Source organism: Achromobacter pulmonis (genome assembly GCF_002885955.2).
Lineage (GTDB): Bacteria > Pseudomonadota > Gammaproteobacteria > Burkholderiales > Burkholderiaceae_B > Achromobacter > Achromobacter pulmonis_A.
On sequence record NZ_POQS01000007.1, the window covers coordinates 149,023 to 175,498 of the forward strand.

The following is a 26,476-nucleotide window of genomic DNA, read 5'->3' on the forward strand; positions in this document are numbered from 1 at the left end:
CAGCTACGCGAACACCTGGGTGAGGTATTCAGAAAGTTGGCCGCGCAAAAGGAATGCAGGGTTGAAGAGGGGCATCTGATGCCCGATCACGTGCACATGATGCTGTCGATCCCACCGAAGTACTCGGTGTCGCAGGTGGTGGGCTTTATCAAAGGCAAGAGCGCAATCCACCTTGCGCGGGTGTACGGAGAGCGAAAGCGCAACTTCGTGGGTCAGCACTTCTGGGCGCGAGGGTACTTCGTCTCGACGGTGGGACGCGACGAAGCGGTGATACGGGAGTACATCCGAAACCAGGAGAAGGAAGACGAGAGGTTGGACCAACTCGGTCTATGGAGGTGAGTAGCCACCGATAGGTGGCCCCAAGAATGAGGGGCCGCGTTAGCGACCCCTTACAGCCGCTTTGAGCGGCTCACATCCCGAATGCCCCCGGCTTTGCCGGGGGATGGTTACTTTGTGGCGCCCGATGGGTTGCGCGCGCTTGCCGGTTGGTTTCTCATTCCGAATGTCTCGCGCTACACCCATCCTACGGTGGTGAGACCGTAGGATGGGTGTAGCGCGAGATTTTCTGAGCAAAAACTCATATTTCGAACGCGCGCAACCCATCGGGCGCCGCCCACCCCCTACTCCACAAGCAGGGCGCGCGCCATGTCGACGCTGGTGCGCTGCTGCACGCCCAGGTCCCGCATGCGCTGCTGGAACGCCGCCTGCGCGTCGGCGAAGCCGGCCACGGGGCTCATGCAGTCGGTCAACAGCACCAGCCGCGACAGCTCGCGGCCAGGCAGGTGCTCGGCCAGGTGTTCGACGGTGGCCTTGACGCAGTGGCTGCCGGCTTCGCCGGCGACGAGGATGATCTCGGCGCGGTCCAGCGCGTCGAGCAGGCCGCGGTTGAGCTGGCTGCGGGGATCGTCGGCGTCGGGCACTTCGGCCATCAGCGCACTGTAGTGCTCGGTCCAGGGATTCACGCCCTTGGGGACCTTGCGCACGATGAACTGGCGCTCGTCTTCCCAGCGGCTGTAGGCGGCGCGCACGTCCGCATGCACGTTGTGGCCCCACGTGCCAATCTCGCAGTGCACGGGCCAGACCATCAGCGTGTAGCGGCCGCGCGCCTCCAGTTCGTCCAGGTAGGACAGGGTGCGCGGCAGGTCGTCGGCATGGCGCGGGCGGAACGCGCCGGCGCGCACCTGGGCCGCGGTGATCGGCGTGAACGGCGCCACCGGCTGGCCGTCGCCGGTGCACCAGAACGTCGGGTGGGCGATATCGAGCCGGTGGTGGGAATCCAGCGTGACGGTGATGGCGGTCAGGGCGGGGGCGGCGGCGTCGATGAAGCGCGCCAGCCGCAGCATGTCCTGGTGCGCGCCGGCCACCGGCAGGGCCGGCGCAAGCGCGGCGCCCGTCAGCGGATCGGTGGGCAGGTAGGCGGGAGGCAGGTCGCAGAAGTCGTTCTGCGGGTCGATGATCAATAGATGGCAGGAGCGCGGCATGACGACGTTCGGTAGGGGCGAACCGAAAATATAGAACGGGACGGCCATGGCAATCTAGAAAAGTACCAGATGCTCGGGGCGGTCGGGCAGTTGCCGCAGCAGGGCGCGCCATAGCAGCCAGAGACGCAGGCCGGCGGCCAGCGCGATGAGGGCGATCAATATCCACATGTAAGGCTCCCGAGTGTTTCGCACGACCGTGCGAAATTGAGCGTAAGCAAAGCGCCGCGCCGGTGTGTCCGGGCGGCGCTATCCGATGTACTTGAAGCTGCGGTAGGTGGAAATCAGGCGTTCATAGGCGGCCCGCACGCGGTCGTGGGCCTTGGGGTCGCGCAGGAAGCGCGCGTCGTGCATCAGGCCGATCATCAGGCTGTAGACCTCGAACACCAGCTGTTCGGGGTCGGTATCCGGGCGCAGGTGGCCGGCTTCCAGCGCCTGGTTCACGGTGCGGACCATGGCCGCGCGCCAGCGCCGCAGATTGTGCTCCAGCACGCTGCGCAGCGGCGATTCGACGTCGTCGTACTCGAAGGCCCCGGCCACGTAGATGCAGCCGGTCAGCATTTCGACGTTGCTGGCGCGGTCTATCCACAGCGACACCAGGGCGTTGAGCCGCGGCAGGCCGCGGGCGTAGGCCATCGCGGGGGTGAAGACCGCGGCCACGAAGCGCCGGTCGTACTCGTCCAGCACCGCCTGCTGCAGGGCCTCGAGCGAGCCCACGCGCGAGAACACGCCGCTCTTGCTGATGCCCAGGCGCCGGGCGACCTGACCCAGCGACAGGCTTTCCAGGCCTTGCGCGGCGGCCATGTCCAGCGCGGCGTCGACGATGGCCGCGAAGGTCAGTTCGCTTTTCTCGGTTTTGGCGGTCATGAGGCGAATTTAGCACGACCGTGCGAAAAAGGCGCCGATTTTTTTCCGGCAGACAAAAAAAGCCCCCACGCCGCGCACGCTACGCGTGCTTGCTGCCCCCCGGCGACAAAAAAGGCCGGACAGCGGCGCTGTCCGGCCCGTTGGCATCGCGGCGCTCAGGCCTGGGCGGCCTTGAACTCCAGGCGGTACTTGTGCAGCAGCGGCTCGGTGTAGCCGTTGGGCTGCGTCAGGCCTTCGAACACCAGCGCGCAGGCCGCCTTGAAGGCCAGCGAGGTGTCGAAGTGGCCGGCCATGGGGCGGTAGAGCGGATCGCCGGCGTTCTGGCCGTCGACCACCTTGGCCATGCGCTTGAAGGTTTCCATGACCTGGTCGCGGTTGGTGATGCCGTGGCGCAGCCAGTTGGCGATGTGCTGGCTGGAGATGCGCAGCGTGGCGCGGTCTTCCATCAGGCCGACGTTATGGATGTCGGGCACCTTGGAGCAGCCCACGCCCTGGTCGATCCAGCGCACCACGTAGCCCAGGATACCCTGCACGTTGTTGTCCAGCTCCTGCTGGATGTCGGCGGCCGACCATTTGGACGGGTCGCCCACCGGCACGGTCAGCAGGCCCTGCAGCAGTTCGTCGCGCACGCTGTCCAGGCTGGTGCGTTCCAGTTCCTGCTGCACCGCCTGCACGTCGACCTGGTGGTAGTGCAGTGCGTGCAGCGTGGCGGCCGTGGGCGAGGGCACCCAGGCGGTGTTGGCGCCGGCCTTGGGATGCGCGATCTTCTGTTCCAGCATGGCGGCCATCATGTCCGGCATGGCCCACATGCCCTTGCCGATCTGGGCGCGGCCGCGCAGGCCGGCGTCCAGGCCGACCAGCACGTTGTTGCGTTCGTAGGCGGCGATCCAGGCGGTGGACTTCATGTCGCCCTTGCGCATCATCGGGCCGGCTTCCATGCTGGAGTGCATTTCGTCGCCGGTGCGGTCCAGGAAGCCGGTGTTGATGAAGGCCACGCGGCTGGCGGCGGCCTCGATGCAGGCCTTGAGGTTGATGCTGGTGCGGCGCTCCTCGTCCATGATGCCCATTTTCAGGGTGTTGCGCGGCAGCTTCAGCAGGTCTTCGACGCGGTCGAACAGCTCGCTGGCGAACGCGGCCTCGGCCGGGCCGTGCATCTTGGGCTTGACGATGTAGACCGAGCCGGTGCGCGAGTTCAGCTTGCGCTCGCGGTCGGCCAGGGCGGCCAGGCTGGTGACCACCGCGTCCAGGATGCCTTCGGGGATTTCCTGGCCGTCGCGGTCCAGGATGGCCGGGTTGGTCATCAGGTGGCCGACGTTGCGCACGAACATGAGCGAGCGGCCGTGCAGGGTCAGCGGCGAGCCGTCGGGGCGGGTGTACTGGCGGTCCGGGTTCAGCTTGCGGGTGAAGGTCTTGCCGCCCTTGGTGACTTCCTCGGTGAGGTCGCCCTTCATCAGGCCGAGCCAGTTGCGGTAGATCTGCACCTTGTCGTCCGCGTCGACGGCGGCGACCGAGTCCTCGCAGTCCATGATGGTGGTCAGCGCGGCCTCGACCACCACGTCCTTCACGCCGGCGGCGTCGGTGCTGCCGATGGCGTGGGCGCGGTCGATCTGGATCTCGAAATGCAGGCCGTTGTTGACCAGCAGGATGGCCGTGGGGGCGGAGGCCGGGCCCTGGTAGCCGGCGAACTGGGCGGGCGACTTCAGGCCGGTGGCGCCGTCGGCCAGCGCCACGCGCAGCTGGCCGCCTTCGACGCTGTAGCCGCGCGCGTCGGCGTGCGAGCCCTGGGCCAGCGGGGCGGCGCCGTCCAGGAAGGCGCGGGCGCGCGCGATGACGGCCGCGCCGCGCTGCGGGTTGTAGCCGCCGCCGGTGTCGCCCGGCGTGGCGGGGATGGCGTCGGTGCCGTAGAGGGCGTCGTACAGGCTGCCCCAGCGCGCGTTGGCGGCGTTCAGCGCATAGCGCGGGTTGGACATGGGCACCACCAGCTGCGGGCCGGCCTGCTGCGAGATCTCGGTGTCGACGCGGTCGGTGCTGGCGCGCACGCTGGCCGGCTGCGGCAGCAGGTAGCCGATGCCTTCGAGGAATTTGCGGTAGGCGGCCGGGTCGGCGATGGGGCCCGGATGGGCGCGGTGCCAGGCGTCGAGCTCGGCCTGCAGGCGGTCGCGCTCGGCCAGCAGCTTGCGGTTCTTGGGGGCCAGGTCTTGCACCAGGGCGGCGAAACCCTGCCAGAACGCATCGGCATCCAGGCCGGTGCCGGGCAGCGCTTCCTGTTCGATGAATTGGCTGAGATTGGCCGCCACTTGCAGGCCGTGGTGCTGGATGCGTTGAGTCATGCGGTTCTCTGACGGTAAGTGAGGCTGGCCGGCGCCGCGCGCCGGGCGGTTCTTCGCGACATCATCGTCCGCGCCAGCGGCGATGTCCATATCAAAACCCGCTGGTCATACCAGTTTATTTTGGTCGCCCTGGGCAGACCTTGATTTTTTATGGTTTTATATCAGCTACTTACAGAGGCCTGATCGGCCGGTTCCCATGGGGGGCGGGCTTGGTCATACCACTGGTACGGAGAGCGCATGTACGCGGAAACAGAAGCAAAACCCCGCCAGGTGGCGGACGAGGTGGCCGAGCGCATCGAGCGCCTGATCCTGGACGGCGTGCTCAAGGCCGGCCAGGCGCTGCCCTCGGAACGCCGCCTGACCGAAAAGCTGGGCGTGTCGCGCACGGCCCTGCGCGAAGGGCTGAAGCTGCTGCGCGCGCGCGAGATCATCCATACCTCGCAGGGCAAGGGATCGTTCGTGGCGCAGATCTCCAAGGTGGACGCCGGGCCGCTGATGCACCTGTTCAATTCGCAGCCGCGCACGCTCTACGACCTGCTGGAGGTGCGCTCGCTGCTGGAGGCGGAGTCGGCGCGCCTGGCGGCCATACGCGGCACCGAGGCGGATTTCATCATGATCCGCCGGCGCTACGACGAAATGGTGGCGGCGCAGGACGCGGCCACCGACATGACGACGCACGCGCACCTGGACCACGCCTTCCACCTCGCTATCTGCGAGGCCTCGCACAACCCGGTGCTGGTGCATACGCTGCAATCCCTGACGGACCTGCTGCTGGGTTCGGTATTCGCCTGCGTGAACAACCTGTATCACCGAGAGCCGGAAAAGCGCCAGATCGACCGCCAGCATGCGCGGCTGTTCAACGCCGTCACCGGGCGCCAGCCCGAGCAGGCGCGCAAGGCGGCCGCCGACCACGTGGACAGCGTGCGCCGCAGCCTGTCGGATATCGAGCAGGAAGAACAGCGCCTGGTGCGCGCCACGCTGCGCCTGGAAGGCTGGGCCTAGGGTCTAGCGCCCCAGCATCGACAGCGCGATGCCGAGCACCGATTTCCTGAAGGCGCGAGGCCGTTGCGGCAGCGATGAAAAGCGGCCCAGCAGGTGGCTGTACGACACCGTCTTGGTGATGCCATTGAGCAGCATCATCGACATGACCATGGGATCGTGGCGCGCCATCTCGCCGGCGTCCATCGCCGCGGCCAGCAGCGGCGTGAGCACGCGGTAGTACGGCCGCATCACGCGCTCGACCAGCAGGTCGAGCCGCTCCCCGTCTTCCAGCGCCGCCGTGGAAAAGAACAGGCCGAGGTCCGGTTCGCCGATGACCCGGTCGACGAAAAGCGCCAGCGCCCGCTCGACCCGTTCCCGTGGGGCCATCGGCTCGCCGGCCAGCTTGCGCGTGGCCTCGACCATGGGCTCGGCCCGTTGGGCGATCCGGTCGATGATGGCCGTCCACAGTTCCTGCTTGGAGCCGAAGCGATGCGCGATCAATGCCGCGTCGACGCCGGCCGTGCGTGCGATCTCGCGCACGCTGGCCGCTTCGTAGCCGTGGCGCGCAAATACCTGCTGCGCCGTATGGAGCAGCGTGTCCGGGTCCACGGTCTCCCTGACGGCCGGCCGTCCGCGCGCGCGCTTCGTTCCATCGCAGGAATCTGGAAAAGACAATTTCATCGCTCGCCTGTCGTTGATTAATTCATCAGGCGATGAATATACTGGATTCAGGGCTTTCCGCGGCATCGCCGGATCATCGGCATTTTTCAAAGGAGTTCATCATGAACAATCTGAATGGCAAGGTTGCCGTCGTCACGGGCGCGGCCAGCGGCATCGGCAAGGAAATCGCCATGACGCTGGCGCGGGCCGGCTGCGCGGTCGCGATCGCAGACCTGAACGTGGACGGCGCGAATGCGGCCGCGCAGGCGATCCGCAGCGCCGGCGGCAAAGCCGTGGGCGTGGCGATGGACGTCACCGATGAAGCCGCGGTCAACCGGGGCATCGATCAGGTGGCCAAGGAATTCGGCTCGATCGATATCCTGGTTTCGAACGCCGGCATCCAGATCGTCAATCCGATCCAGGACTACGCTTTCGCCGACTGGAAGAAGATGCAGGCGATCCACGTCGACGGCGCGTTCCTGACGACGAAGGCCGCGCTCAAGCACATGTACAAGGACGACCGGGGCGGCATCGTGATCTATATGGGCTCGGTGCATTCGCACGAGGCCTCGCCCCTGAAATCGGCCTACGTCGCGGCCAAGCACGCGCTGCTGGGCCTGGCCAGGGTGCTGGCGAAGGAAGGCGCGCCGCACAACGTGCGCTCGCACGTCATATGCCCCGGTTTCGTCAAGACGCCGCTGGTCGACAAGCAGATTCCCGAGCAGGCGAAGGAACTCGGCATTTCCGAGGAGGAGGTGGTGCGCGACGTCATGCTGGGCGGCACCGTCGATGGCGTTTTCACCACCGTCGAGGACGTCGCGCAGACGGTGCTGTTTCTTTCCACGTTCCCGAGCGCCGCGTTCACCGGCCAGTCATTCGTCGTGAGCCACGGCTGGTTCATGCAGTAAGCCGCGCTCAGAGGGCGACCCCGGCCAGCGCCAGGGGCTTGCCTGCATACACCCGGCCGTAGCGGTTGTGCACAAAGGTCTCCAGGTCGATCGCTTCCTGGCCCACGAAACCGCGCTGCGGCAGCACGCCCTGGGCCACCAGGTCGAGCGCCGCGCAGATGCCCGCCGCCGTGGACAGCTGGATCGCGCTCAGGCGGTGGCCTTCCACGTCCGCGCCGAAGATGCGCACCGGGTAGGACTCTTCTTCCAGCCGGCCGTCGCGCCGGCCCGAGGCCGAAGCCTGGATCACGATCACGTCCTGGCCGGTGGTGGGGATGGCCGCTTCGAAGATCTCCTTGAGCAGGTCGCGGCGGTCGCGCAGGCGCAGATCGTTGAGCAGCAGCTTCATGATGGCGCAGTGTCCGGGGTAGCGCACGGACTTGTAGTCCACGTTGCGGGCGCGGCCCAGCAGGGTGGCGGGCAGGGTGCCCAGGCCGCCCGAGGTGTTGAAGGCTTCGTACTCCACGCCGTCGAGCGCGAAGGTTTCGTAGCCTTCCAGCGCGGGCACGCTGGTGAGCTGGCCGTCGACGATGGCCTCGCACGGGTTGCAGTATTCGTTGATCAGCCCTTCGGTGCTCCAGGTCAGGTTGTAGCGCAGGCCGTTCGAGGGATAGCGCGGCAGGGCGCCGACGCGCATGCGCAGGTCCAGCAGGGTGTCGAAGCGGCGCGCCAGCGCGTTGCCGACGATGCCGATGAAGCCCGGGGCCAGGCCGCATTGCGGCATCAGCACGCCGCGGGACTCGGCGGCCAGCGACTGGATGGCGTGCGTGCTGGCGACGTCCTCGGTCAGGTCGAAATAGTGCACGCCCGCTTTGGCGCACAGGCCGGCCACCGCGATGGCGCGATGGAAGGGCAGTGCGTTGACGACGGCGTAGCGGCCTTCGATGCAGCGCGCCACGGAGTCGTCATCCGAAATCTGCCGGGTTTCGCAACCGAGTTCGGCCACGGCCCGCAGCCGCGCGGGGTCCTGGTCGGCGACCAGCACGCGATAATCGCCGCTGCGTTCGAGCATCAAGGCGATGGCGAAGCCGATCTTTCCGGCGCCCAGGAGCAGGATGGGACGGGGCGATGATGCGAGGGACATGGCGCGGACTCCTGTGGATAGGGGAAGGCAGTGGCCTCATGCTATGCCCGCGCGCTGTCGATGTGTAGAGAGCAGAAAGTCGAATCGGCTTACAAAATAGTCGATTCGACATTAATAAACGTCGAATCGGCAAAAAACAAAGCCCCCCGGCGGGGCCGGAGGGCTTTGGGGCGCTGTTCGCGGCCGCGGGGGGAAGCGGCCGTGGGAGGGGATCAGCTGCCCAGGGGCGGGTAGTCCAGGTTGCCGAAGGTGACCAGGCCTTCCGCCTTGGCTTGCGCCAGTTCGGTCTGGACCTGGGCGCGGCTCAGCGTGGTGGTCTTTTCGGCGGCGGCGACGGGCGGATAGTCCAGGTTGCCGAAAGTCACTTCGCCGGCGTTCTTGGCCTGGGCCAGTTCGGCCTGGACCTGTTGCGAGGTCAGGCTGGACGTCTGGGCGATGGGGGCGGGATAGCCTTCTTCGCCGAACGTGTACTGGCCGGATGCCTTGGCTTGTTGCAGTTCGGCCTGGACCTGGGCGCGCGTGACGCCTTGGTCGGCTTCGGCGGCTTGGGCGCCGGCGGCCAGAACGGACATGGACAGCATCAAAGCGGTAGCAAGGGTTTTCATGGCAGACCTCCGTTGATCTTGAGCTTGGGAGCCGAACCGCCGGCCTGATTGCCTGGGGGTTCGCTTGCTGTGTCCCGATGAGTTGCATTCTGTGCGCAATCACCCCTGGGATAAACCCTTATTACCTGAAAACATTTTTCCAAAATCTTGGCTAATCGGGTGCTATTTCACCAAATAACCCCATCAATGGTGATGTTTCCATTTGATGACGCAATAGGAGGCCGCGCCCCTTGCGGCGGGGGCGGGAAGTGGGACGAACGGGATCAGCGGTTCAGTTCCGCCAGGGCGGCGTCGTATTCGGCGCGGGCCTCGTCCAGCTTGCGCTGGGCCTTGTCGATCTTGTCCTGCTTGCCCTTGGCGCGGGCCGCCTTGAGTTCGCTTTCGCGCTCGGCCACTTCGGCCTGCTTGTCGCGGACCTTGGCTTCGCGGCTGTCCTGCAGCCGGCTGTCGGTGCAGCTTGCGCGGGCTTCGGCCAGGGCCTTGCGCAACCCGGCTTCGCGCCGCGTGTTGTTCTGCGCCTGGGCCGCGGCGATGTCGTTTTCGATATGGCAGAACTTGGCGGCGCAGCCGCGCGCCGCGGAGCAGTCGGCGGCCTGGGCCGGCAGGGCGCCGAGCGCGGCGGCGGCCGCAGCGGCCAGGACCAGGGGTTTGAGCAAAGCGGGCATGCGGATCTCCGTCAAGGGGGAATGGCGGCCGTCTGCGCCCGAACCGGCGCGTTTCAGCGGATCAGGGTGCCCGCCAGCGCGGCGGCCACCAGCAACGCGCCCAGCCAGAGGTTGGCGCGAAACAGCATGAAATTGCGGTCGGGACGCTGGATGTCGAACACCTTGAGCTGCCAGGCCAGGTGCACCGCCACCGCCGCCATGCCGACCTGATAGGCCCACGACAGGCCGATGGCGTAGCCGCCCCAGGCCCACAGCGCCACGGTGGCCGCGTAGAAGCCGCCGATCCAGAGCTTGCCCTGGTCGCCGAAGCGCATGGCGGTGGAGTGCAGGCCCAGGCTGCGGTCATCGCGCACGTCCACGTAGGCGTAGATGCTGTCGTAGCCCACCTGCCACAGCACGGCGCCCGCCCACATCGCGATGGCGGCCAGCGGCACATGGTTCTGCGTGTCGGACCAGGCCATCAGCATGCCCCAGTTGAAGCAGATGCCCAGCACCACCTGCGGCCAGTACGTGACGCGCTTGCACAGCGGATAGATGAAGACGAAGGGCAGCACGGCCAGGGCCAGCCAGCGGCTCATTTCGTTCAGGAAAAACAGCAGCGAGCCGCAGACCAGCAACTGCCCGAGCAGGAACCAGACGGCGTTCTTCATCGTGAGCTGGCCGCTGGTCAGCGGCCGGAAGCGCGTGCGCTCGACGTGCTTGTCGAAGTTGCGGTCGCACATGTCGTTGACCGTGCAGCCGATGCCGCGCATCAGCAGCGCGCCCAGCGAAAACACGATCAGGCGCTGCAGATCGGGCAGCCCGCCCGCGGCCTGCACCAGCGCGGCGACGGCGGGCAGCAGGGTCAGCCAGGTGCCGATGGGCCGGTCCAGCCGGCAAAGCCGGGCATAGGGCCGCCACGATTTCGGCAGCCAGCGTTCAACCCAGTCGGTAAAGACGATGTCGGAGAGGTCGACGGGAGATTGTTGGGGGGCGCTCACTGTCACGGCGAAACGGAGGAAGGAAAACCGACAGCATAAAACAACCGCGCCTCACCTTCCTGTCCGGACAGGGTCCGCCTCATGCGAGGCACCCTCACCGCACGCCCCCAGCGCCCCACAAGCGGGGCCGCACGGATCCGGCTCCGCCGGTCCGTAGCGGCGCCCCCCTGGGGGGGGAAGCGCCAAGGGCGCTTCGGGGGGGAAACTTACAGCGCTTTCAGCAGCTTGCCGAGGATCGCGATGCCGGTGCGGATCTTGTCTTCCGGCACCGTGGCGAAGCTCAGGCGCAGCGTGTTGGATTTGCCGGCGCCGCAATAGAACGGCGCGCCCGGCACGAAGGCCACGTTCTGCGCGATGGCCTTTTGCAGCAGCGCGGTGGTGTCGATGTGCTCGGGCAGCGTCAGCCAGATGAACATGCCGCCTTCCGGCTTGGTCCAGGTGACGGTGGACGGGAACTCGCGCGCGATGGCGTCCAGCATGCAGCGGCCCTGCACGCGGTAGATCTCGCGCACGTTGGGCAGGTGCTCTTCCAGGAAGCCGTCCTTGACGATCTCGTACACGGCCATCTGGGTCAGCGTGGGCGTGTGCAGGTCGGTGGCCTGCTTGGCCTGCACCAGCTTGTCGATGAGCGGGCGCGCGGCGGCGATGTAGCCCAGGCGCAGGCCGGGGGCCAGCACCTTGGAGAACGTGCCCAGGCGCACGACGTTGGCGCCGTATTCGGCGGCCAGCGCGATCAGGCCGGGTTGCGGCTCGCCGGCGTAGCGCAGTTCGCCGTAGGGATCGTCCTCGACGATGGTGAGGTTCAGTTCCGCGGCGCGCTTGACCAGCGCGATGCGGCGCTCCAGGCTCAGCGTGCGGCCGGTGGGGTTCTGGAAATTGGGCAGGGCGTACAGAAAGCGCGCGCCGGCGGCCAATTCAGGGGTGATGGCTTCCGGGATCAGGCCGCCTTCGTCGGTGGGCACCGGCACGAACTTGGGCTGGTACAGGCTGAACGACTGCAGCGCGCCCAGGTAGCTGGGGTCTTCGACCAGCACCTTGCTGCCCGGGTCGATCAGCACCTTGCCCAGCAGGTCCAGCGCCTGCTGCGAGCCCGACACGATCAGGGTCTGGTCGGGCGTGACGTTGGCGCCGGCCTTGTTCAGGTCGTCGGCGACCCATTGGCGCAGCGGCGCGTAGCCTTCGGTGGGGCCGTACTGCAGGGCGGCGCGGCCGTTGGTGGACAGTACCTTGTCGAATGCCGCGCGAACTACCTCTACCGGAAAGCCGCCGGGCGCCGGCAGGCCGCCGGCGAACGAAATGACTTCGGGACGCTCGGTTACCTTGAGAATCTCGCGGATGGCGGAGCTGGTGAGTTGCTGGGCGCGTTCCGAAAAGGAAAACGCAGGTTCGAGAGGCTTGTCCATGGAGTGCTTCTTGATCAAGAAGGGTAGGAAGGTTCGGGCATTTTTTTCCCTTGGGGAGGCCCGGTTGAGAAATTTGCGAAAAGCATTGTCCCACATGGCGGCAGCCCGGCCCCCATAATGGCGGCTGGCCCTAAAATCACCTGCATCGATAATCGCCTGTACAGTTACATTTCCGCCATGTTCGAAGCCGCCCCGATCCAAGCCGATTCCAAGGCCGCCCTGTACGCCGGGCTGGCCGCCCAGGCCCGCGCCCTGCTCGAGGGCGAACACGACCGCATCGCCAATGCGGCCAACCTGAGCGCGCTGGCCTACCAGGCCCTGCCGGACCTGAACTGGGCGGGCTTTTATTTCTATGACGGCGCCGAGCTGGTGCTGGGGCCGTTCCAGGGCAAGCCGGCCTGCGTGCGCATCCCGCTGAACCGCGGCGTCTGCGGCGCGGCCGCCAGCCAGCGCCGGACGCAGGTGGTGCCGGACGTGCATGCGTTTCCCGGGCACATCGCCTGCGACGCGGCCTCGCGTTCCGAAGTCGTCGTGCCGCTGGTGCACCGCGGCGAACTGATCGGCGTGTGGGACGTGGACAGCCCGCTGCCGGGCCGTTTCGACGAAGACGACCGCCAGGGCATGGAAGCCCTGTGCGCGGTATTCCTGGCCAGCCTGGCGTGATCCGCGGCGCCGCCGCCGTTGACAGGGCGGCGGGCTGCCGGTAGATTTGCCGTCTTTCGCGCTCGCCGCGCACCGATTTCCCGATTCATGATTCCTCAGGCCAACCAATCCGCTTTCCCGCTTCGCGCCCTGTGCGCGATGCTGGCTTGCGCCGGCCTGAAATCCAAAAAACAGCCGCTCATCTGACCGGAGCATGCTGTTCCGTCAGATGGGCGACGGAACAGCGGCCTCCTGGCGGCGCATGGCGCCGTCCGCGCATCCCCTCTGATATCCCGAGCACTTCTGTACGGTCCAACCACGGTCCGTTTCACACCGAAGGAGTGTTCATATGCAATCTCATCAATCTCCGATCCAGGGCGTCTGGGTGCCGCTGGTCACGCCGTTTTCCGGCGGCGCCGTCGACGGCGGGGCCTTGCGCCGCCTGGTGCGCCACTATGCCGCCGCGGGCGTGGACGGGCTGGTCGTCTGCGGCAGCACGGGCGAGGCCGCGGCGCTCGACGACGCCGAGCAGCTGGCGGTGCTGGACGCCGTGCTGACCGAGGCGGGCAGGCTGCCCGTCATCATGGGCCTGGCCGGCAACCACCAGGGCCACGTGCTGCAGCGCCTGGCGGCCTTCGGCACCCGGCCGCTGGCCGGCATCCTGGCGCCGGCGCCGTACTACGTGCGGCCGGGGCAGGAGGGCGCGGCCGCCTATTTCCGCTGCCTGGCCGATGCCTCGCGCTTTCCCCTGGTGCTGTACGACATACCCTATCGCACCGGCGCGACGCTGGAGACCTCGACCCTGCTGGGGCTGGCGGCGCATCCCAACATCGCCGCGATCAAGGATTGCGGCGGCTCGCTGGAAAAGACGGTGGCGCTGATCGCCGACGGCAATATGGCCGTGCTGGCGGGCGAAGACCTGCATGCCCTGTCCGTGCTGTGCCTGGGCGGGGCCGGCATGATCGCGGCGGCGGCCCACATCCGGCCGGACCTGTTCGTGGCCATGTACCGCGCCGTGCGCACGCAGCAGCTCGACCAGGCCAGAAAGCTCTTCCATGCGCTGGCGCCGGTGATCCGGCTGGCGTTCGCCGAGCCCAATCCCGGCCCGGTGAAGGCGCAGCTCGAACGCCTCGGGCTGCTCAACGCGGAGGTGCGCCAGCCCATGCCGCGCGCAAGCGCGGAACTGGCGGCCCGCATGGAGGGCGCGGTCGCCGGACTGAACCGCCTGTACCCGGCCTAGGGCGGCCCGCGAGCTTTGTGGCGCCTGGATTCATTTTGTAATAAATATCCTGCCTGGAAGCTGACGGATTGCTTATGATGCGGCCATTCCTCGGGTGAAACAAAACGTTCATGGCCCTGGCTTTCGAATCGCTGTCCGCCTGGCAAGTCATGCTGGCGGGCTTGCTGTTCTTCGGCGGCATCTATCTGGTTTTCGGCGCGGCCACCTGGCTGTTGACGCATTATCTGCTGCCCGCGCTGGGCATCGGGCGCCCGCTGGACCCGCGTCCGCTCGGCCCGGGCCAGCTGCGCCGCGAGTTCGCGCAGTCCGGCCTGTCCATCCTGCTGTTCGGCACCGGCATGATTTTCCCGTGGGGCCTGGTGCAGCTGGGCTGGGCGCGGCTGGACCCGGACGCCGGCTGGCGCCAGATCATGGTCGAGATCCTGGTGCTGGTGGTGTGGAACGACGTGCATTTCTGGATCAATCACCGCCTGCTGCACACGCGGCTGCTGCGCCGCTTCCACCTGCCGCATCACCGCTCGGTCGTGACCACGCCGTTCTCCACCTACAGCTTCCATCCGGTCGAAGCGCTGATGCTGGGCAACGTGATCCTGCTGCCCATGGTGCTGTACGATTTCAGTTTCTGGTCGCTGGCCTCGGTGCCGCTGTTCAGCCTGTTCTTCAATTGCATCGGGCACGCCAACTACGACTTTTTTCCGCGGGTGTCGTATGCGCACTGGTTCGCCGCCAGCCGCCGCCATCATCTGCACCACGCCTGCTACAACGGCAATTACGGCTTCCAGTTCACCTTCATGGACCGCCTGTTCCGCACCCGGCTCAAGGCCGAGGCGGCCGCGCCCCAGCTGGACGCCTTCCGGCAGCGAGAATCGCTTGGCGGGCGCGCTTAAGCGGCGGCGCCGGCTGCCGGCGCTGCGCAACCGGCGCGACTGGCAAAGCCTGGCCTACCTGGCCGCGCTGCCTGCGCTGGCCGCCTGGCAATGGGCGTACGGATTCTGGTGGCCGCTGTACGGGCTGATGCTGTTCCTGACGCTGGGCATCGGCGTCATCCACCACAACCATACGCACCTGCGCATGTGGCGCGGACGCCGGGCCAACCGCGCCACCGATTTCTGGATCACGCTGCTGCAGGGCCATCCCACCTTCGTGTTCTATCCCGCCCACGTCGCCAACCACCACCGCTACCGCCACGGCGCGCGCGACGTGGCGCGCACCTACCGCTTCGGCGGCGACACCAACCATCTGTGGGGCTACCTCATCCACCCGCTGCAGGCCGTGTGGGTGCTGTATCCGCTGTTTTTCGCGTGGCTGGGCCGCCTGCGCCGACATAGCCCGGGGGCGTGGCGCTACTGCATGGCGCAGTACGGCGCCTGGCTGGGGCTGTGGGGCGGCCTGCTGGCCGTCAACCCCATGAAGGCGCTGCTGTTCGTCATCGTTCCGCAGCTGCACGGCCTGCACTGGCTGCTGGCCACCAACTACCTGCAGCACGCGCATGCCGACGGCGGCCCGCGCGCCGTCGCCGGCCTGAACTACGCGCGCAACTTCGAGGGGCTGGTCAATCCGCTGCTGTTCAACATCGGCCTGCACACCGCCCACCACGAACATTCACGCGCGCACTGGTCCGAACTGGGCCGGCTGCATCGCGACCATTACCGCGACCGCGTGAACCCGGCGCTGAACGAGCGCGGGCTTGCGCCCTACATGCTGCGCGTATTCGTACTGGCCGTCTTCGTGCCGCGGCTGCGCAGCCGTTCGCACATGGCGCCCGAGCACATACGCTAGCGCCGCCACCGATATTTCTCACTAGAGACCTGCCATGCCCATCGCGTTTCATCGTGTCTATCTGGAGAGCGCCGGCTATTTCATGCCGGGCGAGCCCGTGTCCAACGAGGACATGGACCGCTACATTGCGCCGCTGAACCGCATGTCCGGCCGCATCAAGAGCCGCATCCTGGCCGAGAACGGCATCAAGCAGCGCCACTACGCGATCGACCCCGAAGGCGCCACGGTGTTCACCAACGCGCAACTGGCGGCCAACGCCATCCGCGACTGCCTGCGGCGGCACGACAGCGACCTGTCCGCCGTGTCGCTGCTGGCCAGCGGCTCGTCCGGCGGCGACGCGCTGATGCCGGGCTTCGCCAACATGATCCAGGGCGAACTGGCCGCGCATCCGATGGAGACGCTGTCGGTGCACGGCATCTGCGCGGCGGGCGTGTCGGCCATCCAGACGGCCGCCCAGGGCGTGGAGCTGGGCGGACATGCCAGCGCCCTGGCCGTGGCCAGCGAGCTGCCGTCGCGGCTCTTCAAGCGCTCGCGCTTCGCCGCGCGCGGCTACGACGCCGACTTCGACGCGCACTTCCTGCGCTGGATGCTGTCGGACGGCGCGGGCGCGGTGCTGCTGGGCAATGGCGGGCGGCCCTTGCCGGGCGCTTCGCAAGGCGTGCGCCTGCGCCTGAAGTGGGTGCACCAGCGTTCGTTCTCGGGCGACTACCCGGTGTGCATGCAGCTCGGCCTGTCGGCCGACCGCGCCCGCGGCCACCTGGACTATCCCTCATGGAACGAGGCCGAGGCCGACGGCGCGCTGTCGCTGCGCCAGGACATCCGCCTGCTGCCGCACCTGTTCGACATCGGCATCCACGAGTACGCCAAGCTGGTGCGCGACGGCTGGGTGGACCCCGACCAGGTGGACCACTTCCTGTGCCACTACTCGTCGGAGAAGTTCATCCCGGTGGTGGAAGACCTGATGGAGAAGGCCGGTCTGGTGATCCCGCGCGAACGCTGGTTCAGCAACCTGGCGTGGCGCGGCAACACGGGCGCGGCGTCCATCCTCATCATGCTGGCCGAGTTCCTGGAAACGCGCGAGATCAAGCCCGGCGAGCAGATCTTCTGCTACATCCCGGAGTCGGGCCGCTTCATGGCCGCCTACATGCTGCTGGAGGCCGAAGCCGTGCATGCCCCGAGCGTGGCCGCCGGCGCGCCCGCGGCCGCGCCGCGCGAAGACGCGCTCAGCGACGACGCCGCCGCGATCGCGCCGCCGCACGATCCGGACGGGGCGCCGCAAGGCCTGGGCCAGCTGCTGACCGAACTGGCCGCGATCTGGCACGACTACCGTTCGCGCGTGTGGCGCACGCCCGTGGTGCGGCGCCTGCGCGAGCGCCGGTTCCGGACGGCCGACTACCTGAACTGGATGGAAAACTGGATTCCTCAGGTGCGCGAGGGCAGCAAGTGGATGCGCGAAGGCGCGGCCTCGCTTTCCGGACAGTACGCGCCCCTGGCCGCGCTGATCGACACGCACGCCGGCGAGGAACAGAACGACTTCCAGATCCTGTTCAACGACTACCGCAAGGCCGGCGGCGCCATCGAGGACATCGACGCGCTGCGCCGCAATCCGGGCGGCGAGGCGCTCAACGCCTACCTGCACGGCCTGGCCGCCACGCGCGACCCCATCGGGCTGCTGGGCGCGATCTACATCATCGAAGGCACGGGCCAGCGCATCGTGCCGGCGCTGCTGCCGCTGCTCAAGGCCAGCCTGGCGCTGCCGCCGGACGCCTTCCGCTTCCTGGAATACCACGGCCACAACGACGAACACCACCTGGCGCGCTGGCTGTCGGCGGTGGAGCTGGCGCTGGACTGCGACGAGGACGGCCGCGCCGGGCAGCGCATCGTCGACACGGCGCGCCGCACGGCCGCGCTGTACCTGATGCAGTTCCACCACGTGATGGAAGACGACGCGTCATGAGCAAAGAACCCGAATTCCTGTCCAGGCCGCACGATCCGGCCGACCCCAGCCCGTGGCTGGCGCTGTACCTGGACCGCAGCACGCCCCTGCCGGACAAGGTGAAGAAGGCCTGGCTCACGGATTCGAGCTGCGCCTCGCGCCAGTACCTGCTGCCGTTCCTGCGGCCGCTGGCGCGCGCCTGCATCATCCTGATCCAGGTGATCAAGACCTTCCTGCCGCGCCGCTGGTCGCATTCGAAGCTGCTGCACCGCATCCTGGCATGGGGCCTGAAGCGCTTCGTGTCGCCCGAGGCCAACTGGCTGATCCTGCGCCATTTCCACCTGGGCGCGCAGATCCTGTCGTTCATCGCCGCCAATTCGCCCGTGCCCATCACGACCACGCCGCTGGAGCCGCGCAATATCGACGACCTGAAGGACGAGCTCTTCGTCAAGCATGACCTGAACCTGTTCAACTTCGTCATCCGCCTGAACCAGGCGCTGCGCGAGGCCGGCGTGGAGATGCATGCGCCGCAGCGGGTGGATTTCTCGATGATCGACGATCCCGGGCTGCTGCTCGAAGACATGCCGCAAGGCCGGCTGAATTTCCTGGACCTGCAAAGCGCCATCGAGCTCTTCACGCCGCTGTATCAGCTGATGCTGACCGACAACGACTTCTGGCGCGCGGCCAATTCGCTGCAGCTGGACGAGACCATCGGCATCTACGCGGCCAAGCTGCTGGGCGCGCCGCAGCACCTGATCCTGGTCAACAACAACCATCCGCTGGTGCCGATGTCGACGCTGCGCGCGGGCTACCGGCTGGTGCTGCACGGGCTGTCCACCGAGATGCTGCACAGCCTGCTGATGGAAATGAAGGCGGCGCAGCAGGGCGCGGAACCGCCCGCGCCCATCGCCTGACGCCTCAGGGCTTGTCGGCGTACACGCCGAAGCGCTGCAGCTGGGCCTCGCTGTTGGCGATTTCGCGCAGGCTTTCCTTGCCGCTGTGCGCGACCAGCATGGCGGCCAGCGTCTGCGCGATGGACAGGGCCGGCACCACTGAAGGAAACAGCGAGGGCGTGTCGTTGGCCACCAGCAGCAGCGCCTTGGCGCCCGGGGCGATGGGCGAGACCGCACTGTCGGTGACCGCCACTACGCCGGCGCCGCGCTCGCGCGCGAATTCCACCGCCGCGACCGCCGCCCGGGCATAGGGCGCCTGGCTGAACGCGATCAGCGCGTCGCGCGGGCCGATGCGGCGCAATTCGTCGGCCAGCGTGCCGCCCACGCCGGTGAGCAGCGTGACGCGGTCCAGGAACATGCCGCAGACGTAGCTGAAGTGATAGGCGGCCGGATACAGGCTGCGCAGGCCGATGACGTAGATGCGGCGCGCGCCGGCCAGCGCGCCGTGCGCGGCCTTGAGCGCGGGCAGGGCGGCGGGGCCGAGGCTGCTGCCCAGGTTGCGCACTTCCGCCTCCAGGATGTCGGCCACCAGGCCGGCGTCGGCGTCGCGCTGCGGACGCTTGCGCAGCGCGGTGGCGCGGCCCGAGAAGCTGGCGCCGCCGGCGGACAGCCAGTCGCGGTATGGCTGGCGGAAGGCCTCGTAGGTGTCGAAACCCAACTGGCGCGCCAGGCGCAGCATGACGCCGGCCTGCACGCCGGCATGCCCGGCCGCGGCGCGCATCGACTCCAGCGCGATGTCCTTGGGATGATCGATCGCGTAGCGGGCCGCCTGCCGCAGCCTGGGCGGCAGGGCGGAAAACTGGGCTTCGATCAGTTTGTCGATGGCGGCTTTATCCATCTGCGCTCCGGGTAAGGTGCCGCGTATTATGGCGTATCGTCGGCCAGCGCCTGATCGATCGCGCGGGCCAGCGCGTCCACCGCGAAGGCCAGCTCGTCGGCGGTGCTGATGTAGGGCGGGGCCAGCAGCACATGGTCGCCATGCGTGCCGTCTATGGTGCCCGCGCCCGGATAGCACAGCAGGCCGAACTCGCGCGCCTGCGTCTTGATGCGTGCGTGCAGGCGGCGCTGCGGCGCGTAGGGACGCAGGCTCGCGCGGTCCTCGGCCAGCTCCACGCTCCAGAACATGCCGCGGCCGCGGATGTCGGCCACGTGCGGATGGCCGCCCAGGCGCGCGCCCAGCATGGCGCCGAACTGCGCGCCGAGTTCGCCCACGCGCTGCACCAGGCCGTCGCGCAACACGATGCGCTGCACCGCCAGCGCGGCGGCGCAGGCCACCGGATGGCCGACATAGGTATGGCCGTGCTGGAACGCGCCCGTGCCCGCGTTGATGGCTCCGATGACGCGGTCGTGCGCCAGCACGGCGCCGATGGGCAGATACCCGCCGCCCAGGCCCTTGGCCAGCGTCAACAGGTCCGGCGTCACGTCTTCCTGCTCGAAGGCGTGGTAGCTGCCGGTGCGCCCCAGCCCGCACATCACCTCGTCCAGGATCAGCAGCACGCCGTGGCGGTCGCACACCTGGCGGATCTTGCGGAAGTAGCCGGGCACCGGCGCGACCGTGCCGGCGGTGGCGCCCACCACGGTTTCGGCGATGAAGGCGGACACCGTGTCCGGGCCCAGCCGCAGGATCTCGGCCTCCAGTTCGGCGGCCAGGCGGTCGCCGTACTGCTCGTCGGTTTCGTCGGCCTCGCGGTAGTGCAGCGGGAAGCAGGGCGAGACATGGTGGCTCTCGATCAGCACGGGCTGGTAGAGCGCGCGCCGGCCGGCGTTGCCGCCCACCGACAGGGCCGCCAGCGTGTTGCCGTGATAGCTCTGGCGCCGGGCGATGTAGCGGTAGCGCCCCGGCTCGCCGCGCTCGACGTGGTATTGGCGCGCCATCTTCAAGGCGGTCTCGACCGCTTCCGACCCGCCCGACACGAAATAGGCGTTGCCCAGGCCGGCCGGGCTGTTGGCCGCCAGCAGCTCGGCCAGCTCCTCGGCCGCCGGCGTGGTGAAGAAGCTGGTGTGCGCATACTCCAGCGCGTCCAGCTGCGCGACGGCCGCGGCCCGCACTTCGGCATGCGCATGTCCCAGGCACGAGACCGCCGCGCCGCCGGAGGCGTCGAAATAGCGGCGGCCGGTCTGGTCGACGATGAAACAGCCCGCGCCCTTGACGGCGACGGGCAGGGGGCTGGCGTTGCGATGGATGATGCGGCTCATGGTGTAGGCGAGAGGGTTTGTCAAATAAAACACATGGTATATTTGTTGGAAAAATAAACCAAACGGTTTTATTGCCGTATCGGCGGATTCGCTCAAGGGGGCGTCATGAACTTTTCCAGTCTGTTGCGTGTTTGGACTTTGGGGATCGCGGCGGCCGCCGCCTTGGGCGCGGCGGGGCCGGCCCAGGCCTGGCCGGACCAGCCGCTGCGGCTGGTGGTGCCGTTCGCCGCCGGCGGCACCACCGACCTGCTCGGCCGCCTGATGGCCGAGGGCCTGGGCGCCGAACTCGGGCAGTCCGTGGTGGTGGTCAACAAGGCGGGCGCGGGCGGCAGCCTGGGCGCCGCCGAGGTGGCGCGCGCGCCGGCCGATGGCTACACCCTGCTGCTGGGCACGCCCGGCACGCAGATCATCAACGCCTACGTCTACAAGCAGATCGGCTACGACCCCGCCAGGGATTTCGCGCCGGTCGCCTACGTGGCGCAGGTGCCCAACGTGGTGCTGACGCATCCGGGTTCCGGCCTGAAGAACATGGACGACCTGCTGCGCTCCGCGCGCGCCGAGCCCGGCCGCCTGAACTGGGGTTCGCCGGGCGTGGGCAGCTCGGGCCATCTGGCGCTGGAGATGGTCAAGCGCATGGGCAAGGCGGACATCCGCCACGTGCCGTACAAGGGCGCAAGCCAGGCCAACAACGACCTGCTGGGCGGGCAGATCGACCTGTCGGCCGACAACCTGCCCACCGCCCTGCCGCTGATCAAGGCCGGCAAGCTGGTGGCCCTGGGCGTGACCTCGGCCCGGCCGGTGCCCGCGGCGCCGGAGGTGGCGGCCATCGCGCAGGCCCTGCCGGGCTTCGACCTGACCTCATGGTTCGTCATCATGGCGCCCGCCGGCACGCCGCAGCCGGTCGTCGACAAGCTCAACGCCGCCGCCCAGCGGGTGCTGGACGCGCCCGCCACGCGCCAACGGCTGGCCGCGCTGGCCGCGCAGCCGATGGGCGGCCCGCCGCAGGCGCTGGCCCGGCACCTGGAGGCCGAACGCGAGAAATACCGCGTGCTGATCGAGGGTACGGGCATCCGTCCGGAATAGGCAGGGCAGGGGACACGCATGGGCAAGGGCACGAAAAAACGGCTGGCGGTGGCGCGTTTCTGGTACGAAGGCAACGCCTTCTGTCCGGTTCCCTGCGTCATGGCGGACTTTGAACGGCGCGAGTGGCGCAAGGGCGGCGACGCGCTGGCCGCGGCCGCCGGCACGGCCACCGAATTGGGCGAAGTGGCGGAATTCGCCCGCGCGCATCCCGACTGGGAGGTCGTCGTCCTGCGCTGCGCTTCCGCCTTGCCCGGCGGACCCATCGAGGACGCCGTGCACCGCGCCTTCATGGACGACGTGCTGGCCGACCTGGCGGCGGGCGAGGGCTGGGACGCGGTGTACCTGTCGCTGCATGGCGCGGCCATCACCGACCGGCGGCAGGCGCCCGACCTGGACTTCGTGCGCGCGGTGCGCGCCCTGCTGCCCGGCGTGCCCCTGGGCGCGAGCTTCGACCTGCACGCCAACCTGTCTCCCGCCCTGGGCGGCCTGCTGGATTGCGCCAGCGGATACAAGACCTATCCCCATATCGACATGCGCGAGGCTGCAGGGCGCGTGCTGGACATGCTGGTCCGCACGCAGGCCGGCGCGCTGTCGCCGCGCGTGCTGCTGGCCAGGCCGGACCTGCTGCTGTCCAGCTTCAACATGCGCACCGATGCCGGTCCGATGCGCGAACTGCAGGATCTCGCCGCCGCGCAGGCGCAGGGCGGCGTGGCCGAGGTCGCGGTGTTCGGCGGCTTTCCCTACGCCGACACGGTCGACACCGGCGCCTCGGTGCTGGTGGTGGCGGACAGGGCCCGCGATGCCGATGGCGCGCAGGCCGAGGCCGCGGCCGCAACCCTGATGGCGGCCATGCGGCGCCTGGCGCCGCAATTCGCGGTCAGCCTGCCCACGCCGCAACAGGGGCTGGCGCAGGCCGTGGCCCTGGCGCGCGCCGGCGGCGGCCTGGTGGCCGTCACCGATCCGGGCGACAACCCGCTGTCGGGAGGCGTGTGCGACACGCCGGAACTGTTTCGCGCGCTGCTCGACGCGCGGATCGAGCTGCCTTGCGTATTCGCCAGCTTCGCCGACCCCGACGCGGTGCGGCGCGCGCACGAAGCGGGCCTGGGCGGGCTGTGCGAACTGGCGCTGGGCGGGCGCGTGAGCGCCGATTTCGGTCCGCCGGTGCGCGCCGCGTTCCGGGTCGAGCGCTACACGGATGGCGAATTCAGCAACATCGGACCGATGGAGACCGGCGTGCGCACGAGCTGCGGACGCACCGCGCTGCTGTCGCTGCGCGACCGGCCGAACCTGCGGGTCATCGTCACCGAGTCGGTGGCGCCGGCCAACGATCCGGGTTTCTTCGCGCTGCACGGCATCGCGCTCGATCAGGTGCGCCTGCTTTGCGTGAAGGCCAAGAACCATTTCCGCGCGGCCTTCCAGCCGCTGTGCGCGGCCATCATCGACGTGGACGCGCCCGGCCCCGCGGCGCTGGACCTGCGGCTGCTGCCGTTCCGGCATGCGCGCGCGCCTCGGCCTCGGTGTTGACCCGGCGTTACAGGGCGGGGGGCCTTGTGCTATATTGCGACCCTTGTGCGCAAGTCCCGCCGGGCGGGGCGCACGCGCGTTGAACCCTCTTACCCGGAAGCCGCTTTATGCCCCAGACACTTGAAGTCATCGCCACCCTGTTGTTTGCCGTGGCGGTTCTTCATACTTTCTCGGTCCCCGTCTTCGCGCGCCTGGCGCACCGCGGCGGGCCGCATGCGGGCATCTGGCATCTGTTCGCCGAGGTCGAGGCCGTCTTCGGCGTCTGGGCCTTCGTGCTGATCGTGGCGATGGCGGCGCTGGCCGGGCCGACGCACGCCATCGAGTACATGGACACGCGCAATTTCACCGAGCCGCTGTTCGTGTTCGTCATCATGGTGGTGGCGGCCAGCCGGCCCATCCTGGAACTGGTGGGGCTGCTGGTGCGCCTGGTGGCGCGCGTGCTGCCGCTGCCGCGCGAGCTGGCCACGTTCTTCGTGGTCATGTCGCTGGTGCCGCTGGGCGGTTCGTTCATCACCGAGCCGGCCGCCATGACGCTGGCCGCCATCCTGCTGCGCGACGCCTATTTCCGCACCAGCGGGCGCGCCGGCTTCAAGTACCTGACCCTGGGCGTGCTGTTCGTCAACGTGTCCATCGGCGGCGTGCTGACCTCCTACGCCGCGCCGCCGGTGCTGATGGTGGCCTCCACCTTCGGCTGGGATTCCAGCTTCATGATGCAGCATTTCGGCTGGCGCGCCGCGATCGCCGTGTGCCTGAACGCCGCCCTGCTCACGATGCTGTGCCGCAAGGCGCTGCTGGAACGCTCGGTCGGCACGGGCGGCGGCGTGGACGGTCCGGAAGGCGCGGACAAGCGTCCGCCGGTGCCCGTGGTGGTCATGCTGGTGCACGTCGCGTTCCTCGTCGCCGTGGTGCTCAGCGCCCACCATCCGGCCATCTTCCTGGGCCTGCTGATGATGTTCATCGGCTTTGCCGAAGCCTACAAGCGCCACCAGAGCCGCCTGATGATCAAGGAAGGCCTGATGGTGGGCTTCTTCCTGGCCGGGCTGGTGGTGCTGGGCGGCCTGCAGAAATGGTGGCTGCAGGACCTGCTGGGCGGGCTGGAGCCTTTCGTCCTGTTCTGGGGCGCCACCGCGCTCACGGCCATCACCGACAATGCGGCGCTGACCTACCTGGGCTCGCTGGTCGAGGGCACCGGCGAGGCCTGGCGCTACATGCTGGTGGCCGGGGCGGTCACCGGCGGCGGCCTGACCGTCATCGCCAACGCGCCCAATCCGGCCGGCTTCGCCATCCTGAAAAACCACTTCCCGGACGGCAGCATTTCGTCCGGCCGGCTGTTCCTGTCGGCCCTGGCGCCGACCCTGGTGGCGGCCGTGATGTTCCTGCTTCCGGTCTGAGACGGCGCTTCGGGAAGGCCCGCCGGCACGTGCCGGCGGGGACGGACACCGGCGGTTCAAGAAAAACCGCTAAAATTCAAGACTTTCCCCGTTTTTTCCGGCCTCGCCCACCCGCCGCTTTGGCCCGGATCAGGTTTTCCACCCGGTCCGAACCCGGACCTTGCGTCCGGCGCCAGGCGGTTTTTGATTTGCCGGGCCCGCGCCTGGGAGCCCCTTGATGCCCATCTACGCTTACAAATGCAGCGCCTGCGGCCATGCCAAAGACGTCTTGCAGAAGATTTCCGATGCGCCGCTTTCGGTTTGCCCCGAGTGCGGCCAGAGCACGTTTTCCAAGCAGGTGACCGCGGCTGGATTCCAGCTCAAGGGCTCCGGCTGGTATGTCACGGACTTCCGCGGCAACGGCAGCGCGCCGGCCGGCGCGCCGGCTCCGGCCGCGGGCGCCGCGCCGGCGGCAGCCGCCCCGGCCGCGCCCGCGCCCGCCGCGCCCGCCGCCGGCAGTCCCGCCTCCTAGAGCGCGCGCGATGCGTATGCGCGTCATCAAGAAGTACTTCATCACCGGCCTGCTGATCTGGGTTCCCCTGGTCATCACGGTGTGGGTGCTGGGGCTGCTGGTCGCCACCCTCGAAGGGTTCGTGCCCGGCTTCCTGTCGTCCGAATCCCTGTTCGGCATCGACATCCCCGGCTTCCGCTTCGTCCTGGTCGTGGTGGTGGTGCTGCTGACGGGCATATTCGCGGCCAACCTGATCGGCCGCACCATGGTGGACCAGTGGGAAAGCCTGCTGGGCCGCATACCGTTGGTGCGGTCCATCTACAACTCGGTCAAGCAGGTCAGCGATACCGTGCTTGCGCCGAACGGGCAGGCGTTTCGCCGCGCGGTGCTGGTGCAGTATCCCCGGGTCGGCAGCTGGACCATCGCCTTCGTCACCGGCACGCCGGGCGGCGAAGTCGCCGACAACCTGCCCGGAGATCACATCAGCGTCTACGTGCCCACGACGCCGAACCCGACCTCGGGCTTTTTCCTGATGATGCCGCGCGCCGATACCATCGACCTGCAGATGAGCGTGGACGCGGCCCTGAAGTACATCGTTTCCATGGGCGTGGTCGCCCCGGTCCAGGCCTCCGGGCCTGCGGGCCGGCCGGCCGCGCCCGTCCCGGCGCCCGGCGAATCCGATCCGCCCCGCGCCGATTCGTAACCCTTACGCTACTACCAAGCACATAAACGGAGTCATCCCGCATGCGTACCTGCTACACCGGCCAGGTTTGCCGTGACCATCTCGGCCAGACTGTCACCCTGTACGGCTGGGTGAACCGCCGCCGCGACCACGGCGGGGTCATCTTCATCGACCTGCGCGACCGCGCCGGCCTGGCCCAGATCGTGTTCGATCCGGACAACGCCGCCTTCGCCACCGCCGAGCGCCTGCGCAACGAATTCTGCATCCGCGTCACCGGCCTGGTGCGCGAGCGTCCGGCGGGCACCGCCAACGCCGAGCTGGCCTCGGGCGAAATCGAAGTGCTCTGCAAGGAAGTCGAAATCCTGAACGCCTCGGTCACGCCGCCGTTCCAGCTCGACGACGACAACCTGTCGGAAACCACCCGCCTGACGCACCGCGTGCTGGACCTGCGCCGCCCGCAGATGCAGCGCAACCTGATGCTGCGCTACCGCGTCTCCATCGAAGTGCGCAAGTTCCTGGACCAGCTCGGCTTCATCGACATCGAAACCCCGATGCTGACC

The 26,476-nt window shown here is 68.3% G+C and carries 26 protein-coding genes; 15 read left to right on the forward strand and 11 right to left on the reverse strand.

Features of this window, described 5'->3' with window-relative positions; all coding sequences use genetic code 11:
• A partial coding sequence (gene tnpA / locus C1I89_RS24855) for an IS200/IS605 family transposase (protein ID WP_102775065.1) occupies positions 1 to 339 on the forward strand: 339 nt, incomplete at its 5' end.
• A gap of 281 nt (positions 340 to 620) precedes the next feature.
• Here tnpA and C1I89_RS24860 read toward each other — a convergent pair.
• The 3 genes from C1I89_RS24860 to C1I89_RS24870 form a co-directional block, all read right to left on the reverse strand.
• Positions 621 to 1,481: a cysteine hydrolase gene (locus C1I89_RS24860; RefSeq protein WP_102775371.1), complete on the reverse strand. Its 861-nt coding sequence runs from the start codon at positions 1,479 to 1,481 to the stop codon at positions 621 to 623.
• A gap of 246 nt (positions 1,482 to 1,727) precedes the next feature.
• Complete coding sequence (locus C1I89_RS24865; protein WP_102775066.1) at positions 1,728 to 2,345, reverse strand: TetR/AcrR family transcriptional regulator; 618 nt, start codon at positions 2,343 to 2,345, stop codon at positions 1,728 to 1,730.
• 155 nt (positions 2,346 to 2,500) lie between these two features.
• Positions 2,501 to 4,675 (reverse strand): malate synthase G, encoded by a 2,175-nt coding sequence (locus tag C1I89_RS24870; RefSeq protein ID WP_102775067.1) that lies wholly within the window; start codon positions 4,673 to 4,675, stop codon positions 2,501 to 2,503.
• A gap of 237 nt (positions 4,676 to 4,912) precedes the next feature.
• On the opposite strand from C1I89_RS24870, the gene glcC reads away from it, so the two are divergent.
• On the forward strand, positions 4,913 to 5,677 hold the full coding sequence (gene glcC / locus C1I89_RS24875) for a transcriptional regulator GlcC (protein ID WP_102775068.1): 765 nt from the start codon (positions 4,913 to 4,915) through the stop codon (positions 5,675 to 5,677).
• Positions 5,678 to 5,680: 3 nt separating this feature from the next.
• On the opposite strand, the gene C1I89_RS24880 is transcribed toward glcC, so the two are convergent.
• Positions 5,681 to 6,337, reverse strand: coding sequence for a TetR/AcrR family transcriptional regulator (locus C1I89_RS24880; RefSeq protein ID WP_102775069.1), 657 nt, complete (start codon positions 6,335 to 6,337; stop codon positions 5,681 to 5,683).
• Between the two features lie 101 nt (positions 6,338 to 6,438).
• Here C1I89_RS24880 and C1I89_RS24885 point away from each other — a divergent pair, with 101 nt between their 5' ends.
• Complete coding sequence (locus C1I89_RS24885) at positions 6,439 to 7,224, forward strand: 3-hydroxybutyrate dehydrogenase (protein WP_102775070.1); 786 nt, start codon at positions 6,439 to 6,441, stop codon at positions 7,222 to 7,224.
• A gap of 7 nt (positions 7,225 to 7,231) precedes the next feature.
• Here the strand turns inward: C1I89_RS24885 and C1I89_RS24890 are convergent, their stop codons facing one another.
• The 5 genes from C1I89_RS24890 to C1I89_RS24910 form a co-directional block, all read right to left on the reverse strand.
• Positions 7,232 to 8,347 carry a saccharopine dehydrogenase family protein gene (locus C1I89_RS24890; RefSeq protein ID WP_102775071.1) on the reverse strand — a complete coding sequence of 372 codons (1,116 nt, stop codon included), beginning with the start codon at positions 8,345 to 8,347 and terminating at the stop codon, positions 7,232 to 7,234.
• Positions 8,348 to 8,559: 212 nt separating this feature from the next.
• A complete protein-coding gene (locus tag C1I89_RS24895; RefSeq protein ID WP_102775072.1) occupies positions 8,560 to 8,952 on the reverse strand; it encodes a DUF4148 domain-containing protein in 393 nt (130 codons plus the stop codon).
• Positions 8,953 to 9,215: 263 nt separating this feature from the next.
• Complete coding sequence (locus C1I89_RS24900; protein WP_102775073.1) at positions 9,216 to 9,617, reverse strand: DUF1090 domain-containing protein; 402 nt, start codon at positions 9,615 to 9,617, stop codon at positions 9,216 to 9,218.
• Positions 9,618 to 9,670: 53 nt separating this feature from the next.
• On the reverse strand, positions 9,671 to 10,597 hold the full coding sequence (gene ubiA, locus C1I89_RS24905) for a 4-hydroxybenzoate octaprenyltransferase (protein WP_102775074.1): 927 nt from the start codon (positions 10,595 to 10,597) through the stop codon (positions 9,671 to 9,673).
• Between the two features lie 206 nt (positions 10,598 to 10,803).
• Complete coding sequence (locus tag C1I89_RS24910) at positions 10,804 to 12,000, reverse strand: aminotransferase-like domain-containing protein (protein WP_102775372.1); 1,197 nt, start codon at positions 11,998 to 12,000, stop codon at positions 10,804 to 10,806.
• Positions 12,001 to 12,177: 177 nt separating this feature from the next.
• On the opposite strand from C1I89_RS24910, the gene C1I89_RS24915 reads away from it, so the two are divergent.
• The 6 genes from C1I89_RS24915 to C1I89_RS24940 all read left to right on the forward strand — a co-directional run bounded on the left by C1I89_RS24915 (position 12,178) and on the right by C1I89_RS24940 (position 18,511).
• Positions 12,178 to 12,663, forward strand: coding sequence for a GAF domain-containing protein (locus tag C1I89_RS24915; RefSeq protein WP_102775075.1), 486 nt, complete (start codon positions 12,178 to 12,180; stop codon positions 12,661 to 12,663).
• 328 nt (positions 12,664 to 12,991) lie between these two features.
• Positions 12,992 to 13,882 carry a 4-hydroxy-tetrahydrodipicolinate synthase gene (dapA, locus tag C1I89_RS24920; RefSeq protein WP_102775076.1) on the forward strand — a complete coding sequence of 297 codons (891 nt, stop codon included), beginning with the start codon at positions 12,992 to 12,994 and terminating at the stop codon, positions 13,880 to 13,882.
• 110 nt (positions 13,883 to 13,992) lie between these two features.
• Positions 13,993 to 14,769, forward strand: coding sequence for a sterol desaturase family protein (locus tag C1I89_RS24925; RefSeq protein ID WP_102775077.1), 777 nt, complete (start codon positions 13,993 to 13,995; stop codon positions 14,767 to 14,769).
• A 13-nt stretch (positions 14,770 to 14,782) separates the two neighbouring features.
• Positions 14,783 to 15,661 carry a fatty acid desaturase gene (locus C1I89_RS24930; RefSeq protein WP_440130668.1) on the forward strand — a complete coding sequence of 293 codons (879 nt, stop codon included), beginning with the start codon at positions 14,783 to 14,785 and terminating at the stop codon, positions 15,659 to 15,661.
• Between the two features lie 34 nt (positions 15,662 to 15,695).
• On the forward strand, positions 15,696 to 17,618 hold the full coding sequence (locus tag C1I89_RS24935; protein ID WP_102775079.1) for a StlD/DarB family beta-ketosynthase: 1,923 nt from the start codon (positions 15,696 to 15,698) through the stop codon (positions 17,616 to 17,618).
• On the forward strand, positions 17,615 to 18,511 hold the full coding sequence (locus C1I89_RS24940; RefSeq protein WP_102775080.1) for a DUF6999 family protein: 897 nt from the start codon (positions 17,615 to 17,617) through the stop codon (positions 18,509 to 18,511). The genes C1I89_RS24935 and C1I89_RS24940 overlap by 4 nt, the downstream gene beginning before the upstream one ends.
• A 4-nt stretch (positions 18,512 to 18,515) precedes the next feature.
• Here C1I89_RS24940 and C1I89_RS24945 read toward each other — a convergent pair whose 3' ends face one another.
• The gene (locus tag C1I89_RS24945) at positions 18,516 to 19,388 is read right to left on the reverse strand and encodes a MurR/RpiR family transcriptional regulator (RefSeq protein WP_102775081.1); all 873 of its coding nucleotides are present in this window, start codon (positions 19,386 to 19,388) and stop codon (positions 18,516 to 18,518) included.
• Positions 19,389 to 19,414: 26 nt separating this feature from the next.
• The gene (locus tag C1I89_RS24950) at positions 19,415 to 20,746 is read right to left on the reverse strand and encodes an aspartate aminotransferase family protein (RefSeq protein WP_102775082.1); all 1,332 of its coding nucleotides are present in this window, start codon (positions 20,744 to 20,746) and stop codon (positions 19,415 to 19,417) included.
• 105 nt (positions 20,747 to 20,851) lie between these two features.
• On the opposite strand from C1I89_RS24950, the gene C1I89_RS24955 reads away from it, so the two are divergent.
• The 6 genes from C1I89_RS24955 to C1I89_RS34630 all read left to right on the forward strand — a co-directional run.
• Positions 20,852 to 21,829, forward strand: a complete 978-nt coding sequence (locus C1I89_RS24955; protein WP_102775083.1) for a Bug family tripartite tricarboxylate transporter substrate binding protein — start codon at positions 20,852 to 20,854, stop codon at positions 21,827 to 21,829.
• 18 nt (positions 21,830 to 21,847) lie between these two features.
• Positions 21,848 to 23,353 (forward strand): M81 family metallopeptidase, encoded by a 1,506-nt coding sequence (locus tag C1I89_RS24960; RefSeq protein ID WP_102775084.1) that lies wholly within the window; start codon positions 21,848 to 21,850, stop codon positions 23,351 to 23,353.
• A 107-nt stretch (positions 23,354 to 23,460) separates the two neighbouring features.
• Positions 23,461 to 24,744 carry a putative Na+/H+ antiporter gene (locus C1I89_RS24965; RefSeq protein WP_102775085.1) on the forward strand — a complete coding sequence of 428 codons (1,284 nt, stop codon included), beginning with the start codon at positions 23,461 to 23,463 and terminating at the stop codon, positions 24,742 to 24,744.
• A 217-nt stretch (positions 24,745 to 24,961) separates the two neighbouring features.
• Positions 24,962 to 25,255, forward strand: a complete 294-nt coding sequence (locus C1I89_RS24970) for an FmdB family zinc ribbon protein (RefSeq protein WP_102775086.1) — start codon at positions 24,962 to 24,964, stop codon at positions 25,253 to 25,255.
• Between the two features lie 16 nt (positions 25,256 to 25,271).
• The gene (locus C1I89_RS24975) at positions 25,272 to 25,937 is read left to right on the forward strand and encodes a DUF502 domain-containing protein (RefSeq protein ID WP_168202298.1); all 666 of its coding nucleotides are present in this window, start codon (positions 25,272 to 25,274) and stop codon (positions 25,935 to 25,937) included.
• Between the two features lie 41 nt (positions 25,938 to 25,978).
• A partial coding sequence (locus tag C1I89_RS34630) for an OB-fold nucleic acid binding domain-containing protein (RefSeq protein WP_258231522.1) occupies positions 25,979 to 26,476 on the forward strand: 498 nt, incomplete at its 3' end.

Bases quoted from the DNA above. Each gene is read 5' to 3' on its own strand.
- C1I89_RS24860 (WP_102775371.1), bottom strand. From the start codon at position 1,481: ATGCCGCGCTCCTGCCATCTATTGATCATCGACCCGCAGAACGACTTC.
- C1I89_RS24960 (WP_102775084.1), top strand. From the start codon at position 21,848: ATGGGCAAGGGCACGAAAAAACGGCTGGCGGTGGCGCGTTTCTGGTAC.
- C1I89_RS24975 (WP_168202298.1), top strand. From the start codon at position 25,272: ATGCGCGTCATCAAGAAGTACTTCATCACCGGCCTGCTGATCTGGGTT.
- C1I89_RS24885 (WP_102775070.1), top strand. From the start codon at position 6,439: ATGAACAATCTGAATGGCAAGGTTGCCGTCGTCACGGGCGCGGCCAGC.
- C1I89_RS24880 (WP_102775069.1), bottom strand. From the start codon at position 6,337: ATGAAATTGTCTTTTCCAGATTCCTGCGATGGAACGAAGCGCGCGCGC.
- C1I89_RS24900 (WP_102775073.1), bottom strand. From the start codon at position 9,617: ATGCCCGCTTTGCTCAAACCCCTGGTCCTGGCCGCTGCGGCCGCCGCC.
- C1I89_RS24890 (WP_102775071.1), bottom strand. From the start codon at position 8,347: ATGTCCCTCGCATCATCGCCCCGTCCCATCCTGCTCCTGGGCGCCGGA.
- C1I89_RS24925 (WP_102775077.1), top strand. From the start codon at position 13,993: ATGGCCCTGGCTTTCGAATCGCTGTCCGCCTGGCAAGTCATGCTGGCG.
- dapA (WP_102775076.1), top strand. From the start codon at position 12,992: ATGCAATCTCATCAATCTCCGATCCAGGGCGTCTGGGTGCCGCTGGTC.
- C1I89_RS24935 (WP_102775079.1), top strand. From the start codon at position 15,696: ATGCCCATCGCGTTTCATCGTGTCTATCTGGAGAGCGCCGGCTATTTC.
- C1I89_RS24895 (WP_102775072.1), bottom strand. From the start codon at position 8,952: ATGAAAACCCTTGCTACCGCTTTGATGCTGTCCATGTCCGTTCTGGCC.
- C1I89_RS24950 (WP_102775082.1), bottom strand. From the start codon at position 20,746: ATGAGCCGCATCATCCATCGCAACGCCAGCCCCCTGCCCGTCGCCGTC.
- C1I89_RS24910 (WP_102775372.1), bottom strand. From the start codon at position 12,000: ATGGACAAGCCTCTCGAACCTGCGTTTTCCTTTTCGGAACGCGCCCAG.
- C1I89_RS24965 (WP_102775085.1), top strand. From the start codon at position 23,461: ATGCCCCAGACACTTGAAGTCATCGCCACCCTGTTGTTTGCCGTGGCG.
- C1I89_RS24940 (WP_102775080.1), top strand. From the start codon at position 17,615: ATGAGCAAAGAACCCGAATTCCTGTCCAGGCCGCACGATCCGGCCGAC.
- glcC (WP_102775068.1), top strand. From the start codon at position 4,913: ATGTACGCGGAAACAGAAGCAAAACCCCGCCAGGTGGCGGACGAGGTG.
- C1I89_RS24865 (WP_102775066.1), bottom strand. From the start codon at position 2,345: ATGACCGCCAAAACCGAGAAAAGCGAACTGACCTTCGCGGCCATCGTC.
- C1I89_RS24945 (WP_102775081.1), bottom strand. From the start codon at position 19,388: ATGGATAAAGCCGCCATCGACAAACTGATCGAAGCCCAGTTTTCCGCC.
- C1I89_RS24970 (WP_102775086.1), top strand. From the start codon at position 24,962: ATGCCCATCTACGCTTACAAATGCAGCGCCTGCGGCCATGCCAAAGAC.
- C1I89_RS24915 (WP_102775075.1), top strand. From the start codon at position 12,178: ATGTTCGAAGCCGCCCCGATCCAAGCCGATTCCAAGGCCGCCCTGTAC.
- C1I89_RS24870 (WP_102775067.1), bottom strand. From the start codon at position 4,675: ATGACTCAACGCATCCAGCACCACGGCCTGCAAGTGGCGGCCAATCTC.
- C1I89_RS24955 (WP_102775083.1), top strand. From the start codon at position 20,852: ATGAACTTTTCCAGTCTGTTGCGTGTTTGGACTTTGGGGATCGCGGCG.